Source organism: Streptomyces sp. NPDC001606 (assembly GCF_053596835.1).
This window is the reverse complement of record NZ_JBSFHC010000017.1, coordinates 108,111-124,020: the sequence shown is the minus strand read 5'-3', so window position 1 is coordinate 124,020 and position 15,910 is coordinate 108,111. Positions and strand designations below refer to the sequence as shown.

Genomic DNA, 15,910 nt, shown 5'->3' with positions numbered 1-15,910 from the left:
CACCTTGATCGGCATCTCGGACATCGAAGCCGCGGCGGAGCGGATCGCCGGACACGTCGTGCGCACACCGACGGTCCCCAGCCCCGGGCTGACCGCGCTGCTCGGCGTCCCGGTCACCGCCAAGCTCGAACTCCTCCAGCGCACCGGCTCGTTCAAGGCCCGCGGGGCCATGGCGAAGCTGCTGTCGCTGAGCGCGGCCGAGCTGGCGGCGGGCGTCGTCGCGGTCAGCGGCGGCAACCACGGCATCGCCGTCGCGCAGATGGCGGCGGCGCTCGACGTCAAGGCGACCGTGGTGATGCCCCGGACCGCGCCCGCGCGTTCCGTCGAGATCGTGGAGCAGGCGGGGGCGTCGGTGCGGCTGACCGACGGCATGGACAGCGCCTTCGAGCTGGTGACGCGGCTCAGGGACGAGGGGCTGACGCTGGTCCATCCGTTCGACGACCCGCTGGTGATCGCGGGTCAGGGCACGGTGGGTGCCGAACTGGCGGAGGACGCGGGCGAGCTCACCGATGTCATTGTCAGCATCGGCGGCGGAGGGCTGATCGCGGGCATCGCGGTGGCCCTGCGCGCCCTGCGGCCCACGGTGCGCGTGTGGGGCGTGGAGACGGAGGGCGCGGAGGCCATGTCGGCGGCGCTGCGGGCGGGCGGCCCGCTGTCGGTGCCGGTGTCGTCGCTGGTCACCACGCTCACCGCGCCCTCGGTGTCCCAGCTGACGTACGACCATGTCGCCGCGCTGGTCGAGGAGGTGCTGGTGGTCCCGGACCGGGACGCCGTGCAGGGCTGTCTGGACCTCGCCGACCACGCCAAGGTGTGGGCCGAGCCCGCCGCGGGCTGTGTGCTCCCGGCGGCCCGGCAGGTGGTGGAACGGGTCGGCGCGGACGCCCGGATCGGGCTGGTGGTGTGCGGGGGCAACACGACCCCCCGGGAGGTCGCCGGCTGGGCCGAGCGCTTCGGACTGCTCATGGCCGCCGGCTGAGCGCACCGCTGCGGTGTTTTGACCGAAAGACAGGAAGTGGGCCGGAGCCGGGCATCCTTGAACGCACCCCCACGTGCCGCGCGTACCCCTGGGCGACACCGGGCAAGGGGTTTCAGCGAGGGATGACCATGGTCAAGGCGCACGTCTCCGCGCACGCGTCGGTCGCCGGGCGGTACCGGCTGCTGGAGGTCTTCGCCCGCGAGACCAACCGACTGTGGTGGTACGCCGAGGACATGGCGGCGGCACAGCCCCGCCTGGTGGCGCAGACGGCCCTGCCGGAGTCCGCCGGCGAGGACGGCGCGCGCCGGATCACCGCCCGCCTCGTCCGCACCTCCGAGACGCTTCGGCTGCTGCGGCCCGGCCGGGTCGCCGCGGTCGTCGACGCGGTGGTGGAGGCCGGCACGCTGTGGACGGTCACCGAGTGGATCGACGGTACGGCGCTGTGCGAACTCCTCGACCGGGAGGGGCCGTTGGATCCGGCGCGTGCGGCACGGATCGGCCTGGAGCTGCTCGACGTGCTCCAGGCCGCGCACGACGAGGGCGTCACGCACGGTGAGCTGAGCCCGGGCCAGGTGTTCGTGCGGGAGGACGGGACCGTCGTCGTGGCCGGGTTCGGGCTCGCGGGCGCGACCCTCGTGCCCCGGCTCACGGCACCGTCGTACGCCTCGCCGGAGCAGGCCCGCGACGAGCGCATCGGTCCGGCCGCCGACCTGTGGGCGCTGGGCGCGCTGCTCTACACGATGGTCGAGGGACGGCCGCCGTTCCGGGACCGCGGCCGTCCCGACGCCACGCTGAAGGCGGTGGACCGGCTGCCGCTGCGCACCCCGCTGCGCACGGGAGCGCTGACCCAGGCCGTGGAGGGTCTGCTGCGGAAGAACTCCCGGGAGCGGCCGTCCCGGCAACAGCTCCGCGAGGCCCTGCTCCGGGCACGCGACGCCGGTACCGACGCCGACCGGGAGCCGGAACCGGAACCCCGGCCGCGCGGGGCGTACCGGCGGGTGTCGCTCGCCGTGCCGGGCCGGAGCAGACGGGTCCTGGCCCTCGGCACCGCGCTCGCCGTCGGCACCGTCGCGGCCGGGGTGCTGGCCGCGACCCACCTCCTCCCCGGCACGGCCCCGGCCGGGCACCCGCCCCGGGCCGGCGCCCCGGCCGCCCCCTCCTCCGCCCGGCCGACCGGCACACCGACCGCCCCGGCCTCGGCCGCATCCCCGGCACCGGTGCCGGACGGGCTGCCGGCCGGTTACCACCGCTACCCCGCCCCCGAAGGATTCTCGGTGGCGCTGCCCGACGGCTGGCGGCGGCTGGCCACCTCGCGGGTCACCGACCGCACCTACCGCGTCACCTTCGGGACCGGCGGCTCCTCCCCCACTCTCGCCGTCACCTCCAGCGAGCACGTCGGCCCGGACCCGGTGGCCGTCTGGCGGGACGACGTCGAGCCGGGCCTCGCGCGGACGCCCGGCTACCACCGGGTCGGCGCGATCCGCGCCACCGGCTACCACGGGCACCCGGCCGCCGACCTGGAGTGGCTCTCGGGGACGGGAGCGGCGCGGGTGCACACCTTCGGGCGCGGCTTCCTGCTCGGCGGCCACCGGGGCTGCTCGCTCCGCTTCAGCGCGCCGGCCGGGGCCTGGGACACCCCGGCCGTCCGGCTGGCACTGAAGACCTTCCTGGCCACGTTCCGCGAGCCGAACGGCTGAGCCGAAGGTCCGGTCCGTTTTCCTGCGGCCGGGCCGGGGACTCGCTTCTTATGGTGCAAATCGGATACACGATGATGACCGAGCAGGCCGGTCCGCGGGATCTCGTGGACCACCTGGTGCGTGCCGAGGAGGCCGGCTTCGACTTCTCGGTGACCTCGGACCACGCCTTTCCCTGGCTGCGCTCGCAGGGCCACTCACCGTACGCGTGGAGCGTGCTGGGCGCAGCCGCCCAGGCCACCTCGCGGATTCCGCTGATGACCTATGTGACCTGCCCGATCCTGCGGTACCACCCGGCGGTGGTGGCACAGAAGGCGGCCACCATGCAGCTGCTGTCCCAGGGCCGCTTCCGGCTCGGGCTGGGCGCGGGCGAGAACCTGAACGAACACATCGTGGGCGGCGGCTGGCCTCCGGTGGACGTGCGCCACGAGATGCTGGAGGAGGCCGTACGGATCATCCGCGCGCTGTTCGAGGGCGGCCATGTCACCCATCACGGCCGCCACTACGAGGTGGACTCGGCCCGGCTGTGGGATCTGCCCGACCAGCCGCCGCCCATCGGCATCGCCGTCTCCGGCGAGCAGTCCTGCAAGCTCGCCGGGCATCTCGCCGACCTGGTCATCGCCACCGAGCCGAAGGCGGGTCTGCTGGAGGCCTTCGACCGGCACGGCGGCACCGGCAAGCCCCGGGTCGGCCAGCTGCCGGTGTGCTACGACCCCGACCGGGACACCGCGATCAAGCGCGCCCATTCGCAGTTCCGCTGGTTCGGCCTCGGCTGGAAGGTCAACTCCGAACTGCCGCACCCGGACTCCTTCGAGGCCGCCACCCAGTTCGTGACCCTGGACGACGTCGCCTCGGCCATCCCGTGCGGCGACGACCCGGACGCCTTCGTGGACGCCGTACGGCCGTACGCCGAGGCGGGGTTCGACGAGGTCGCGCTGGTGCAGATCGGCGGCGACTCCCAGCCGGAGTTCCTGGACTGGTCGGCGAAGACCCTGCTGCCCGCGCTGCGGGAGGCACTCGGCTGAGGCCGGCCCGCGACGGCGCCCAGGAGTTCCGGGGAGTTCCGTGGAGTTCCGGGGAGTTCCGGCCGCCGCGGGACCGAGCGTCACCCGTCGTCGCGTCCGTCCCGGCCCGGGGCGGACGCGGAACTCCCCGGCCCGTCGCCGATACTGGTCGTGTGCCGGTGGCGGGCCCACAGGGGCAGGCCGAACCAGCACGTCAGGTACCAGGCGACGACCGCGGTCACCAGGTACGGCACATAGGAGCCGTGCGTGGCCACGCGGAGGATCAGCAGCAGCGCCGAGGTCATGGTGGTGAGCAGCAGCACCAGGCCGACCAGGGTCATCCGGGACGCCAGCCGCACCGCCTCCGGCTTGACCCGGCGGCCGGAGACCAGGCGGTGCAGGGAGACCGGGCCGACCAGGGCGCCGGTCGTGCAGGCCCCCAGAAGGACCGTCACGATGTAGATGACCTGGTCCACGTGGGGCAGCATCGTGTACTTCGGATAGAAGACGACGGTGAGCAGGAAGCCGAAGAGGATCTGCACACCGGTCTGGGCCACGCGGACTTCCTGGATGAGCTCGCCCCACATCCGGTCGGCCCGCTCCTCCTCGGTCTCGTTCCGCCCTCTGCGCCGCCCGTCCTGCGTCATGCGGTGCGTGTAACCTGCCGGCCGTCCGTTCAAACGAGCCTCCTCACCAGCGGTGCTCCACCTGTTCCCGGATGCGCCGCTCGTACAGGTCGCGGATGGCGGCGAAGGTCTCCGCGGGCAGCGGCGGCAGCTTGGCGGCGGCCGCGTTGGCGCGGGCCTGCCCGGGGTTGCGGGCCCCGGGGATGACGGTCGTCACGCCGTCCTGCTCGATGATCCAGCGCAGCGCCAGCTGGGCCGGGGTGTAGCCCTCGGGGGCGAGCGCGGCGAACTCGGCGGCGGCCTCGACACCGGAGGCGTAGTCGACTCCGGAGAAGGTCTCGCCCTGGTCGAAGGCCTCGCCGTGCCGGTTGAAGGTACGGTGGTCGTTCGCGGCGAACACGGTGTCCGCGGTGTACTTGCCGGACAGCAGGCCGGAGGCGAGCGGCACCCGCGCGATGATGCCGACGCCGGCCTTCTTCGCCGCCGGGAGCACCTCGTACAGCGGCTTCATACGGAACGGGTTGAGAATGATCTGGACGCTGGCCACGTTCGGCCGGGCGATGGCCGTCAGCGCCTGTGCGCAGGTCTCCACGCTGACCCCGTAGGCGGCGACGCGCTCCTCCTCGACCAGGGTGTCCAGGGCGTCGAACACCTCGTCCGAGGAGTAGACGGGCGTGGGCGGGCAGTGCAGCTGCACCAGGTCGATGCGGTCGACACCGAGGTTGCGGCGCGAACGGTCGTTCCAGGCACGGAAGTTGTCCAGCACGTAGTTCTCGGGGAGCTGCTCCACCCGGCGGCCCATCTTGGTGGCCACCAGCACATGCAGATCGGGCCGGCCACGCAGGAAGCCGGCGATGGTCTCCTCGCTGCGTCCGTCGCCGTACACATCGGCCGTGTCGAAGAAGGTGACCCCCGACTCGGCGGCCGCCTCCAGGACGGCGCGGGCCTCCTTGTCGTCCACCTCGCCCCAGTCGGCGCCCAGCTGCCAGGTGCCGAGTCCGACGACCGATGCCCACTGACCCGACCTGCCGATCACGCGTTCGTCCATGCCATCAGTGTGGCATCCGGCGGCGCGCTCCGCGGAACGGGCCGCTCCGCCGAGCACCCACGAGAATCACCCGAACGAGTGATCCGGTGTGCCGTGGGCGGGCAGAGCGCCGGGCGGCGCCTAGCGTGACCGTGTGATCGATCATTCCCTGGGCGACGCCAACTCCCCTTTCCCAGAGCCGACTTCCGGATCCGTCGGCCGCCGTGGCCTGCTGCGCGGCGCCGCCGCCCTGGCCGCCGTACCGGTGCTGCTCGCGGCCGATCCGGCGGTGGCCGCGGCCGAACTTCCGGGGTTCCCTGCCGAGGTGGCGCTCTACCGGTCGGCCTACCGGAACTGGGCCGGTGAGATCACCGCCGACGGGCTGTGGGCCTGCGCCCCGGGCGGGCCGGAGCAGGTGCTGGCCGTCGTCAACTGGGCCTGGCGGAACGGGTGGCGGGTGCGGGCCCGGGGCGCTGCGCACGGCTGGTCGCCGCTCACCGTCACCGAGGGCACGACGACACGGAACCGGGTCCTGCTGGTCGACACGGCGCCCCGGCTGACCCGGCTCGCCCTGGACTCCCCGACCGCGGTCCGCGCGGGCGCGGGCGTCACCCTGGAGGCCCTGCTCACCTTCCTGGAGGGCCATGGGCTGGGGCTCACCGCGGCGCCCGCGCCGGGCGATCTCACCCTGGGCGGCGCCCTGGCGATCGGCGCGCACGGCACCGCCGTACCGGCCGCCGGCGAGGAGCCCCCGCCCGGCACCGCCTACGGCTCGCTGAGCAACCGGGTGCTGGAGCTGACGGCGGTGGTGTGGGACGCGGCCGCCGGGGCCTATGTGCTGCGCACCTTCCGCCGCGGGGAGGCGGACACCGCCGCGCTCCTCACCCATCTGGGCCGGTCCCTGGTGACCGAGGCGGTGCTGCGGGTCGGCCCCGACACCCGGCTGCGCTGTGTCAGCCGGACCGATGTCCCGACCCGGGAGCTGTTCGCGGCGCCCGGGTCCGGCGGGCGGACCCTGGAGAGCTTCCTGCACCGCTCGGGCCGGGTAGAGGCGATCTGGTTCGCCTTCACCGAGCACCCGTGGCTGAAGGAGTGGAGCGTCGCGCCGGTCCGCCCGGCGGGCTCGCGGCACGTCACCTCGCCGTACAACTACCCCTTCTCCGACAGCGTGCCGACGCCCGTCGCCGATCTGGTCGGGCGGCTGTTCTCCGGCGCCGCCTGGTATCTGGCGCCGGTGCTGGGCCAGGCCCAGCTGACCGCCGCCCGGCTGGGGCTCGCGGCCACCTTCTCCGCCGATCTGTGGGGGCCGTCGAAGAACACACTGCTGTACATCCGGCCGACCACCCTGCGGGTGACCGCGAGCGGGTACGCGGTGCTGACCCGGCGGTCCGGCGTGCAGCGGGTGGTGCACGAGTTCACCCGGTTCTACCGGGAGCGGCTGACCGCGTACGCGGCCCGCGGCCGCTTCCCGGTGAACGGCTCGGTGGAGATCCGGGTGACCGGCCTGGACGACCCCGCGGCCACCGGCGTCCCGGGCGCGCAGGCCCCGCTGCTGTCGGCTCTGCGGCCGGACCCGGCCCATCCCGAGTGGGACACCGCGGTGTGGCTGGACGTGCTGACGCTGCCCGGCACCCCCTACGCGGGGGCGTTCCAGCGGGAGCTGGAACGGTTCCTGTTCGACAGCTACGACGGCGGGTACGCCCGCACCCGGGTGGAGTGGTCCAAGGGGTGGGCGTACACGGCGGACGACGCCTGGCGGGATCCGGAGGTGCTCGGCGCGGACGTGCCCGGCTCGTTCGGTCCCCGGGTGTGGGCCCGGGCGGTGGCCGCGCTGGACCGGCTGGACCCGCACCGGGTCTTCGGCAACGGCTTCCTGGACCGGCTGCTGCGCTGACCACCGCCCGGACGCGGGTACCCGGCCCGAAGGCAAGGATCGGGGCGGCCATGGCAGAAGACATCGACGGCGGTGCGCGCGAGCGGCGCGGGGGCGCGAGCGGCCACTGCGCGATGCCGCACACCGCCGACACGCTCCTGCACGCGTGGGGACCCAGCCGGGAGCGCTGCCTCGCCGAGGCCGTGCACGCCCTGGTGGAGACCTTCGCCGAGGTGGCGGACGCGCGGCCGGTCACCGAGGGCCGGGTCCGGCTCGGCCCGGCCGATGACGAGGAGCTGCTGGTCGCGCTGCTCGACGAGGTCGTCTTCCGGCTGGAGGTGGCGGGGCTGGTCCCGGTCGGCGTGGAGGTGGAGCCCGTCGGCGCCGGAGTGCTGGAGGCGCGGCTGTCCCTGGCCCGCCTCGCGGACGTCACCGTCGTCGGTGCCGCCCCCAAGGGCGTCTCCTGGCAGGACCTGCGGATCGGCCCGGACGCCCACGGATGGTCCTGCGCGGTGATCGTGGACGTGTGACCGGTGCCCCGGGGCCGGGACCGCCCGGTCAGCCCTTCACCACCCCGAGCGGCACCAGCCGGGCGACCTTCCGGCACAGGCCGGCGCCCTCGCTCGCGGCGACGACGGCGTCGACGTCCTTGTACGCCTCCGGCGCCTCCTCCGTCAGACCGCGCCAGGACCTGGGGCGCGCGGCGACCCCGGCGCCGCGCAGCCGGGCCCGCAGCTGGCTGCCGGTGATGGTGCGGGCGGCCTGGTGGCGGCTCATGGTGCGGCCCGCGCCATGGCAGGTGGAGTGGAAGGCGTCGCCCTCGGGCACGCCGGTCAGCACGTACGAGGCGGTGCCGAGGGTGCCGGGGATCAGCACCGGCTGCCCGAACTCCCGGATGTCCTCGGGGAGTTCGGGGTGGCCGGGCGGGAAGGCGCGGGTGGCGCCCTTGCGGTGCACGCACAGCCGGCGCCGCTCGCCGTCCACCGTGTGCGGCTCGATCTTGGCGAGGTTGTGGGAGACGTCGTACACCAGCGACAGCCGGGCGCCCAGGGTGCGCCGGAAGACCGTGCGCGCCGCGTCGGACAGCAGCTGCCGGTTGGCGCGGCCGTAGTTGGCGGCCGCCGCCATCGCGCCGAGGTACGCCCGGCCCTCCGCCGAGTCCACCGGGGTGCAGGCCAGCTGCCGGTCGGGCACGGTGATGCCGTACCGGGTCATGGCGCGGTCCATCAGCCGTACGTGGTCGGTGCAGATCTGGTGCCCGAGCCCGCGCGAGCCGCAGTGGATCATCACGCAGACCTGTCCCGGTCCGATACCGAAGGCGGCGGCGGCCCGGTCGTCGTACACCTCGGCGACCCGCTGCACCTCCAGGAAGTGGTTGGCGGAGCCCAGACTGCCCACCTGGCCGAGGCCGCGTTCCCGGGCCCGCTCCCCCACCTGGGCCGCGTCGGCGTCGGCGACCGCGCCGCCGTCCTCGCAGCGCAGCAGGTCGCGTTCCTCCCCGTGACCGCGCTCCACGGCGTAGCGGGAGCCGCCGGTGAGCAGGCGTTCCAGCTCGCCGGGGCCGTCCGGCCGCCATACGCCGCCGGGCCCGGCCCCGCGCGGGATCGCCCGGTCCAGGCCGTCCATGACGGCGGTCAGCGCGGGGCGGAGCGCCGCGCCGTCGCAGTCGGCGGCGAGCAGCCGCACCCCGCAGGAGATGTCGAAGCCGACGCCGCCCGGCGAGACCACCCCGCCGGCGTCGACGTCGGTCGCGGCGACCCCGCCGATGGGGAAGCCGTAGCCCCAGTGGATGTCCGGCATGGCGTACGAGGCGGTGACGATCCCGGGCAGCTCGGCCACGTGCACGACCTGCTCCAGGGACTGGTCGGCGTCCGCGAGCAGGCCTGGGGAGGCGAACACCACGCCGGGCACCCGCATGCCGGCGTGCGGTGCGATGCGGTAGCGGAAGGCGCCTTCCTGGACCAGTTCCATCTCGACCTCCGCCCCGGTACTGCTCGGCGTCCGCGGACCGCCGGACGGGCAGGCCGGCTCCCCCTCCGGCGGTGTGCGGCACGAGTACCCGTGCGCGTGGGTGGGTCACACGGCGGGAGCGGCCCGGGTGCCCGGGGTGAGCTGCTGCTGGACGAGCGGGCCGTAGCGGTCGGCGAGGGCGTCGGTGTCGGCCCCGCGCAGGTGCGGTCCGCGGGCGATGCCGTACATCACCCCGACACCGACCACCGCGGCGACGGCCAGCTCGGCGCGCAGCCCGGCGTCGGGGCCGGTCAGCCGGGCGGCGAGGCGCTCGGTCACCTGGGCACGGAAGTTGGCGCGCAGGAGGTCGCCGAGATCTCCGTGGAGCGGGGCGAAGGTGATGCGCAGCAGCGGATCGGTGCCGCGCTCGCGCTGGCTGGTCAGCACCTGGCGGACCATGTGCCGGCCCAGGGCGTCGAGCGGGGCGTCCAACAGGTCGTCGGCGTCGGTGTCGAAGGACATGACGCGGGCGAACAGGTTGTCCTTGTTGCCGAAGTACTTCAGGATCAACGGCGGGCTGACACCGGCTCGTTCGGCTACGGCCTTGAGGGTGATGTCGGCGTGCGCCTGGCGGGTCAGCAGATACCGGCACGCCTTCAGGATCGCCGCCTTGGTGGCCTCGGCGTCGCGGCGGGCGGGGGCGGTCGTACCGGGTCGGGGCGGGGTGGTGCTCACGCTCCTCATGTTCCCTCCAGCGCCGCGTCGCGGGCGCCCCGGGTGCTCCGGGGGTTCCGGACGCGCCGGTGGCGGCCGCGGGGACCGTCGCCCGGGATGGCCAGGGCGGCCACGCAGGCGGCGAGGGCGACGCCGCTCGCCATGGCGAAGGCGAGCAGATAGCCGTTCAGGGTGGGTACGGGGATGCCGGCCACGGCGCTGCTGTGGTGGACGAGGACGGCGGCGACGGCCGCGCTGGAGGTGGCCTGGCCGATGGTGCGCATGAGGACGTTGACGCCGTTGGCGGAGGCGGTCTGCCCGGCGGGGACGGCCCGCAGGATCAGGGTGGGCAGCGCCGAGTAGGCGAGGGTGGTACCGGCCGTCACCACGGTCGCGCCCAGGATGATCATCCAGAGTTCCCGGCTGTCGGCGATGCGGACGGCGTAACCGAAGGCGATGACGGCGGCGCCCAGGGCGAGGGTGATCCGGGGGCCGCGCGCGGCCGAGATCCGGGCGGACAGCGGGGAGAACAGCAGCATGGTGATGCCGCCGGGCAGCAGGCACAGCCCGGTCTCCACGAGCGACAGGCCGAGGCCGTAGCCGGTGGCCTTCGGGGCCTGTACGAGCTGGGCGGTGACCAGGGAGTTGGCGTAGAAGGCGAATCCGACCAGCAGCCCGGCCACATGGGACAGGCCCACCTGCGGGCGGCGGACCAGCCGCAGGTCGACCAGCGGCCGTTCGGCGCGCAGTTGCTGCCACCACCAGCCGGCCAGGACCACGACGGCGCCGAGGAACAGCCCGAGCACCCGGGGGCTGCTCCAGCCCCAGGTGCCGCCCTGGGACACGCCCAGCAGCAGGCAGACCAGCCCGGCGGCGAGGCCCAGCGCGCCGGGCACGTCGAAGCGGCCGGGCTCGCGCACGGGTGACTCGCTGACCGCCCACCAGGTCGCCGCGACCCCGAGGGCGCTGAGGGCGCTGGTCATCCAGAACATGGTGTGCCAGTCGGCGTACTGCACGACCAGTGCGGCGAGCGGCAGGCCGAGGGCGGCGCCGATGCCGACGGTGGAGCTCATCATCGCCACCGCCGAGCCCCGGCGCTCGGGCGGGAGTTCGTCGCGCAGGATGCTGATGGAGAGCGGGACCACGGCGGCGGCCGCGCCCTGGAGCGCGCGGGCGGCGATGAGCACCCCGATGTCGGAGGTCAGGGCGCACATCACGGAGCCGACGGTCATCAGGACGAGTGCCGAGATGAGCACCCGGCGTTTGCCGTACATGTCGCCGGCCCGGCCGAGCACGGGGGTGAGGACGGCGCCGGAGAGGAGGGTGGCGGTGACCATCCAGGAGACGGCGGCGGCCGAGGCGCCGGTGAGCCGGGGCAGGGCCGGGAGCAGGGGGACGACGACGGTCTGCATGATCGCCATGAGGATGCCGCCCGAGGCCAGCACCGGGATGGTCAGCCGGTCCCGCAGCCGGGGTGGCTTGACTGCGGGTGGGGGTATCGGGGCGGGGTGGTCCATCGGTTCTCCTGCGGACGGCACATGGGCGGCGAGGTGAATGACGATTCACCCTAACGGGTGAATGGTCATTCACCAACGCTTTAATGTCCGCGCCCCCGGCTTTTCGTGCCGGCGTGAGAACCGTCAGACGAGGTTTTTCTCCAGGGCCAGGAGATAGTTCCGCATGAAGTGGTCGCGGATGCCGTCGGAGGCGGGCGCGAAGGCGTCGGCGGTCACCCCTTTGGCCCGGTCACCGAGGGCCGACAGCATCGGCATGGTCTCGTGCACCTTGCCGTGGGAGTCGATGTAGCGCAGTGCCCGGACATGGGTGAAGGCCGGCTCGGGCGGGAGCTGGGGGACGATGTCGTTGTTGTTGACGAAGCGGTACATGCGGCCGCCGAAACCCTTGTGGAAGGCCTCGGCGAGCAGTCGGTCGCAGGTGCGCGGCTGGCCATAGGTGTAGACGCCGTCCGCGGCCAGGTGCGGCTGCTCCAGGTAGAGCCGGGCGCCGGCGAGCATGGCGAGGGCGCCGCCGAGACTGTGCCCGGTGAAGTAGACGGTCTGGCCGTCGGTGCGCAGCTCCGCGAGGGCGTCGCGGACGCCGGGGTAGACCGATTCCAGGGCCTCGGCGAATCCGTCGTGGACGTATCCGTGCCCGCCGGGGCCGGGCCGCGGCGGGGTGGTGGCGTCGGAGAGCCAGTCCTTGATCTGGGCGGGTTCGGTGCCGCGGAAGGCCGTGATGATCATGTGGTCGCTCGCCAGGGTGTACGCCTGGGTGTCCTGCAACGGGAAGGGCGGGGTGAAGCGGGTCTCGTGGTGGCGGACCTGGTCGAAGCCCCACTGGGCGGCCTGGTCCTCGATGACGGCCCGGTCCTTGTAGGCCAGGTCGGCGGCGCGGGCCAGCCAGTAGGCGCGCTCCAGGCTGTAGCCGGACGAGGTGTGGTCGAAGGCGGTGGGTACGGCCATGCAGGAGGGTCCCTTCCGGGGTGTGGGGGGGCGGCAGCCGGTCCGCCGGTCAGCTCCGGCCGGCGGTGGAGCGGGCGTGCTGGAGGGCGCGGGCCGCCCGGGGGCCGAGCCAGCGCTTGAGCCGGCGCAGCACCTCGAGCTGTCCGGCGGCCTTGTCGAGGCCGTAGTACAGCTGCGGCGGGACGTACGGCAGCAGCGGCGAGTGGCGCTGGCCGAGCAGGGCGAACATGCGGTGCGGGGGCAGGTCGATGTAGCGGGGCAGGTTCTCGTACCACTGGGCGCTGTACCGGGCGGCGCTCTGCGCGGACAGCAGCTCGGACGTGCGGCGGCGTTCGTAGGCGGCGAGGGCCTGGGGCAGGGTGGTGTGCTCGGTGAGGGCGGTGGCCAGGCACATGGCGTCCTCGAGGGCGAGGGTGGTGCCGGCGCCGATGGAGTAGTGGGTGGTGTGGGCGGCGTCGCCGAGCAGCACCAGGTTGCCGTGGTGCCAGCTGCGGTTGGTGACGGTGCGGAAGGTCTGCCAGCCGGCTCCGGGGCGGCCGATGAGGGGGTGGCCGTCGAGGACGCCGGCGAAGAGCTTCTCCAGCAGGGCGAGCCCCTCGCTGCGGTCCGCCCGGTCCAGGCCGAGGCCGGTGCGGGTCTGCGGGGAGCATTCCACGACGCAGGTGCTGTGCTCCTCGCTGTAGCCGTAGCCGTAGGCCCAGATCCAGCCGTGCTCGGTCTCGGTGAAGGCGAAGGTGAAGGCGTCGAAGACCTTGGTGGTGCCGAGCCAGACGAAGGAGTTGCGGCCGGAGGCGATCTCGGTGCCGAAGCGGCCGGAGTGGCGGCGGCGCAGGGCGCTGTGCACACCGTCGGCGGCCACGACGAGGTCCGCGTCGGCGGGCGGTTCGGTGATCTCGCTCTCGTACTCCAGCCGCACCCCGAGGGCGCGGGCCCGGTCGGCGAGCAGTTCGAGCAGCCGGTGCCGGCCGATCCCGTAGCCCTCGTCGCCGCGGTGACGGGTGGTCAGTCCCCGTACGTGGGCGACGCCTTCGCTCCAGCGGACGGAGTGCTCCTCGATCGCCCGGGCCGACTCGGGGTCGTGCGCCCGGAGCCGGTCGAGCAGGCTGTGCCAGTAGGTGACGCCCCAGCCGTAGGTCGAACCCTCCGGGTCGCGCTCGTGGACGGTGATGTCCCGGGACGGGTCCTGCCGTTTCAGCAGGATGGCGAGATACAGGCCCGCGGGCCCGCCTCCGACGCAGACGACCTTCACGTGCACACCCCTGACAGTCACTCGATGTGGTCGATCGGCACCGCACAGTAGCAGGGGCAGGCGGGTCGTCCGATCGCGCCAGTTTGACGTCGTGAGCCACGCCACTCGGACGGACCGTCCGCGCGAAAGATCACCGGAAAGCCGGGCGGACGGGCAAGGAATTCCCCGTTCCGGAGCAGATCGGCAGATCGGCACAGCAAGATCAACTTGGTTCAACACTGTACGACATGTGGCCAATTGTCCGGATCGTAGCCAACCCGTTCCGGGGGATTTCTCCGCTTCGCCGACCCCCCGATAGGCATGCGACGTCACCACCGCACCACCCGTTCAGGAGGATCCGCATGCCACAGATCACCCGCCGCCGCGCGCTCACCGCCGCGGCCGCGCTCGCCGCGACGGCCTCGGCCGCCGCCGTCGTCGCCCCCGCCGCCGCGGCCGCGGCCGGCCACGAGCACCCCCGCTCGGACACGTTCGACGAGGTCTACCGGGGCCGCCGGATACAGGGCCGGCCGATGGCGATGGACGGCGGCCACCACCACGAACACGGCGGCGGCTACGAGGTGTTCATCGACGGCATGCCGCTGCACGTGATGCGCAACGCGGACGGCACCTGGATCAGTGTCGTCAGCCACTACGACCCGGTGCCCACCCCCCGCGCCGCCGCCCGCGCCGCGGTGGACGAGCTCCAGGGCGCCCCGCTGGTGCCCATGCAGATGGCCATGCCCACCAACTGACCGCCCCCGCAAGGACTTCCGGAGCACCACGCACCATGACCGTACGCAAGAACCAGGCCGCCCTGACCGCCGACGAGAAGCGCCGGTTCGTCGCCGCCGTCCTCGAGCTCAAGCGCAGCGGACGCTACGACGAGTTCGTCCGCACGCACAACGCCTTCATCATGTCGGACACCGACTCCGGGGAGCGCACCGGCCACCGCTCCCCCTCCTTCCTGCCCTGGCACCGCAGATTCCTGCTCGACTTCGAGCAGGCCCTTCAGTCGGTGGACTCCTCGGTGGCGCTGCCGTACTGGGACTGGAGCACCGACCGCACGGTGCGTGCCTCGCTGTGGGCGCCGGACTTCCTGGGCGGCACCGGGCGCAGCACGGACGGCAGGGTGATGGACGGCCCGTTCGCCGCGGCCTCCGGGAACTGGCCGATGAACATACGCGTCGACGGCCGTACGTTCCTGCGCCGCTCGCTCGGCACGGCCGTGCGCGAACTGCCGACGCCCGCCGAGGTGGAGTCGGTGCTGTCGATGGCGACGTACGACATGGCGCCGTACAACAGCGCCTCGGACGGCTTCCGCAACCATCTCGAGGGCTGGCGCGGGGTCAATCTGCACAACCGGGTGCATGTCTGGGTCGGCGGGCAGATGGCCACCGGGGTCTCCCCCAACGACCCGGTGTTCTGGCTGCACCACGCCTTCATCGACAAGCTGTGGGCCGAGTGGCAGCGGCGGCACCCGGACGCGGGCTATGTGCCCACGGGCGGCACGCCGGACGTGGTGGACCTGGACGACACCATGAAGCCGTGGAACGACGTGCGCCCGGCGGACCTGCTGGACCACACGAAGTTCTACACCTTCGACCGCTGACCGGTCCCCGGGCTCGTCAGGCCTGCGCGGTACGGCACTCCGGGTGACCCCAGCCCTGCGCGTTCTTGGCGATCTTCTCGCCCGCCGCGTAGGAGCGGCCGCACGGACAGCGGCCGGGGAACTTCGCCTTGATGGTGCGCGAGGAGGCCGCGCCGCCGGTGCGCCGGGGCGCCTTCGCCCGCGGGGCGGACGCCTTCGGGGTATCGGGCGAGGGCGGCGGCGCCGCCGAGCCGAGCGCGCTGCCGGCCGCCTCCTGCACGGAGGCGGCCTGGCTGGCCGCACGGTCGGCGAAGTCGTTCAGCGGGTCGCCGTCGACCTGGTGGGCCGGGACATAGCGGAACTCGACCGAGCGGCCGTCGAGCAGGGTGTCGATGCGGACCACCAGGTCCTGGTTGGCGACCGGCTTGCCGGCGGACGTCTTCCAGCCGTTGCGCTTCCAGCCGGGCAGCCAGGTGGTGACGGCCTTCATCGCGTACTGGGAGTCCATCCGGATCTCCAGCGGCACGTCCGGGTCGACGGCGGCGAGCAGCCGCTCCAGGGCGGTCAGCTCGGCGACGTTGTTGGTGGCCCGGCCGAGCGGGCCGGACTCCCAGCGGGCGGGGGTCCGCTCGTCGGCGTCCGCGACCACCCACGCCCATCCGGCCGGTCCCGGGTTTCCCTTCGAAGCCCCGTCGCACGCGGCCACCACACGTTCACGCATACGCCCGATCATGCCATGACCGCGCCGCCCGCCGGTCCGGGCCC

Annotated in this window: 15 protein-coding genes; 7 read left to right on the top strand and 8 right to left on the bottom strand. The window is 73.6% G+C overall.

The window, feature by feature from the left end:
* Nucleotides 1-4: 4 nt before the first annotated feature.
* The 3 genes from ACWCV9_RS27470 to ACWCV9_RS27460 all read left to right on the top strand — a co-directional run bounded on the left by ACWCV9_RS27470 (nucleotide 5) and on the right by ACWCV9_RS27460 (nucleotide 3,695).
* Nucleotides 5-976, top strand: a complete 972-nt coding sequence (locus tag ACWCV9_RS27470; RefSeq protein ID WP_450790470.1) for a threonine/serine dehydratase — start codon at nucleotides 5-7, stop codon at nucleotides 974-976.
* A 122-nt stretch (nucleotides 977-1,098) separates the two neighbouring features.
* Nucleotides 1,099-2,673 carry a protein kinase domain-containing protein gene (locus ACWCV9_RS27465; protein ID WP_450790468.1) on the top strand — a complete coding sequence of 525 codons (1,575 nt, stop codon included), beginning with the start codon at nucleotides 1,099-1,101 and terminating at the stop codon, nucleotides 2,671-2,673.
* A 50-nt stretch (nucleotides 2,674-2,723) separates the two neighbouring features.
* Entirely contained in the window at nucleotides 2,724-3,695 is a 972-nt protein-coding gene (locus ACWCV9_RS27460) for an LLM class F420-dependent oxidoreductase (protein ID WP_450790466.1), read from the top strand.
* An 80-nt stretch (nucleotides 3,696-3,775) separates the two neighbouring features.
* Here ACWCV9_RS27460 and ACWCV9_RS27455 read toward each other — a convergent pair whose 3' ends face one another.
* Nucleotides 3,776-4,321, bottom strand: a complete 546-nt coding sequence (locus ACWCV9_RS27455; protein ID WP_450790464.1) for a DUF6328 family protein — start codon at nucleotides 4,319-4,321, stop codon at nucleotides 3,776-3,778.
* A gap of 43 nt (nucleotides 4,322-4,364) precedes the next feature.
* Nucleotides 4,365-5,348: an aldo/keto reductase gene (locus tag ACWCV9_RS27450; protein ID WP_450790462.1), complete on the bottom strand. Its 984-nt coding sequence runs from the start codon at nucleotides 5,346-5,348 to the stop codon at nucleotides 4,365-4,367.
* Nucleotides 5,349-5,496: 148 nt separating this feature from the next.
* On the opposite strand from ACWCV9_RS27450, the gene ACWCV9_RS27445 reads away from it, so the two are divergent.
* Both ACWCV9_RS27445 and ACWCV9_RS27440 read left to right on the top strand, forming a co-directional pair.
* Entirely contained in the window at nucleotides 5,497-7,221 is a 1,725-nt protein-coding gene (locus tag ACWCV9_RS27445) for a cholesterol oxidase substrate-binding domain-containing protein (RefSeq protein WP_450790563.1), read from the top strand.
* A gap of 50 nt (nucleotides 7,222-7,271) precedes the next feature.
* Nucleotides 7,272-7,730: an archease gene (locus ACWCV9_RS27440; protein WP_450790460.1), complete on the top strand. Its 459-nt coding sequence runs from the start codon at nucleotides 7,272-7,274 to the stop codon at nucleotides 7,728-7,730.
* Nucleotides 7,731-7,758: 28 nt separating this feature from the next.
* On the opposite strand, the gene ACWCV9_RS27435 is transcribed toward ACWCV9_RS27440, so the two are convergent.
* The 5 genes from ACWCV9_RS27435 to ACWCV9_RS27415 all read right to left on the bottom strand — a co-directional run bounded on the left by ACWCV9_RS27435 (nucleotide 7,759) and on the right by ACWCV9_RS27415 (nucleotide 13,581).
* A complete protein-coding gene (locus ACWCV9_RS27435; protein WP_450790458.1) occupies nucleotides 7,759-9,171 on the bottom strand; it encodes an RtcB family protein in 1,413 nt (470 codons plus the stop codon).
* A gap of 105 nt (nucleotides 9,172-9,276) precedes the next feature.
* Nucleotides 9,277-9,894 carry a TetR/AcrR family transcriptional regulator gene (locus ACWCV9_RS27430; protein WP_450790457.1) on the bottom strand — a complete coding sequence of 206 codons (618 nt, stop codon included), beginning with the start codon at nucleotides 9,892-9,894 and terminating at the stop codon, nucleotides 9,277-9,279.
* On the bottom strand, nucleotides 9,891-11,381 hold the full coding sequence (locus ACWCV9_RS27425) for an MDR family MFS transporter (protein WP_450790455.1): 1,491 nt from the start codon (nucleotides 11,379-11,381) through the stop codon (nucleotides 9,891-9,893). Before ACWCV9_RS27425 ends, ACWCV9_RS27430 begins: the two co-directional genes overlap by 4 nt.
* 123 nt (nucleotides 11,382-11,504) lie before the next feature.
* Complete coding sequence (locus ACWCV9_RS27420; protein ID WP_450790453.1) at nucleotides 11,505-12,326, bottom strand: lipase family protein; 822 nt, start codon at nucleotides 12,324-12,326, stop codon at nucleotides 11,505-11,507.
* 49 nt (nucleotides 12,327-12,375) lie between these two features.
* Nucleotides 12,376-13,581, bottom strand: coding sequence for an FAD-dependent monooxygenase (locus ACWCV9_RS27415; RefSeq protein WP_450790452.1), 1,206 nt, complete (start codon nucleotides 13,579-13,581; stop codon nucleotides 12,376-12,378).
* 335 nt (nucleotides 13,582-13,916) lie between these two features.
* Here ACWCV9_RS27415 and melC1 point away from each other — a divergent pair, with 335 nt between their 5' ends.
* Both melC1 and melC2 read left to right on the top strand, forming a co-directional pair.
* Nucleotides 13,917-14,309 carry an apotyrosinase chaperone MelC1 gene (melC1, locus tag ACWCV9_RS27410; protein WP_450790451.1) on the top strand — a complete coding sequence of 131 codons (393 nt, stop codon included), beginning with the start codon at nucleotides 13,917-13,919 and terminating at the stop codon, nucleotides 14,307-14,309.
* Between the two features lie 35 nt (nucleotides 14,310-14,344).
* Nucleotides 14,345-15,166, top strand: coding sequence for a tyrosinase MelC2 (gene melC2, locus ACWCV9_RS27405; RefSeq protein ID WP_450790449.1), 822 nt, complete (start codon nucleotides 14,345-14,347; stop codon nucleotides 15,164-15,166).
* Between the two features lie 16 nt (nucleotides 15,167-15,182).
* Here the strand turns inward: melC2 and ACWCV9_RS27400 are convergent, their stop codons facing one another.
* Entirely contained in the window at nucleotides 15,183-15,878 is a 696-nt protein-coding gene (locus ACWCV9_RS27400) for a ribonuclease H family protein (RefSeq protein WP_450790447.1), read from the bottom strand.
* Nucleotides 15,879-15,910: the final 32 nt, after the last annotated feature.

Bases quoted from the DNA above. Each gene is read 5' to 3' on its own strand.
- ACWCV9_RS27450 (WP_450790462.1), bottom strand. From the start codon at position 5,348: ATGGACGAACGCGTGATCGGCAGGTCGGGTCAGTGGGCATCGGTCGTC.
- ACWCV9_RS27435 (WP_450790458.1), bottom strand. From the start codon at position 9,171: ATGGAACTGGTCCAGGAAGGCGCCTTCCGCTACCGCATCGCACCGCAC.
- ACWCV9_RS27430 (WP_450790457.1), bottom strand. From the start codon at position 9,894: ATGAGGAGCGTGAGCACCACCCCGCCCCGACCCGGTACGACCGCCCCC.
- ACWCV9_RS27455 (WP_450790464.1), bottom strand. From the start codon at position 4,321: ATGACGCAGGACGGGCGGCGCAGAGGGCGGAACGAGACCGAGGAGGAG.
- ACWCV9_RS27440 (WP_450790460.1), top strand. From the start codon at position 7,272: ATGGCAGAAGACATCGACGGCGGTGCGCGCGAGCGGCGCGGGGGCGCG.
- melC2 (WP_450790449.1), top strand. From the start codon at position 14,345: ATGACCGTACGCAAGAACCAGGCCGCCCTGACCGCCGACGAGAAGCGC.
- ACWCV9_RS27425 (WP_450790455.1), bottom strand. From the start codon at position 11,381: ATGGACCACCCCGCCCCGATACCCCCACCCGCAGTCAAGCCACCCCGG.
- ACWCV9_RS27420 (WP_450790453.1), bottom strand. From the start codon at position 12,326: ATGGCCGTACCCACCGCCTTCGACCACACCTCGTCCGGCTACAGCCTG.
- ACWCV9_RS27460 (WP_450790466.1), top strand. From the start codon at position 2,724: ATGGTGCAAATCGGATACACGATGATGACCGAGCAGGCCGGTCCGCGG.
- ACWCV9_RS27465 (WP_450790468.1), top strand. From the start codon at position 1,099: ATGACCATGGTCAAGGCGCACGTCTCCGCGCACGCGTCGGTCGCCGGG.
- melC1 (WP_450790451.1), top strand. From the start codon at position 13,917: ATGCCACAGATCACCCGCCGCCGCGCGCTCACCGCCGCGGCCGCGCTC.
- ACWCV9_RS27400 (WP_450790447.1), bottom strand. From the start codon at position 15,878: ATGATCGGGCGTATGCGTGAACGTGTGGTGGCCGCGTGCGACGGGGCT.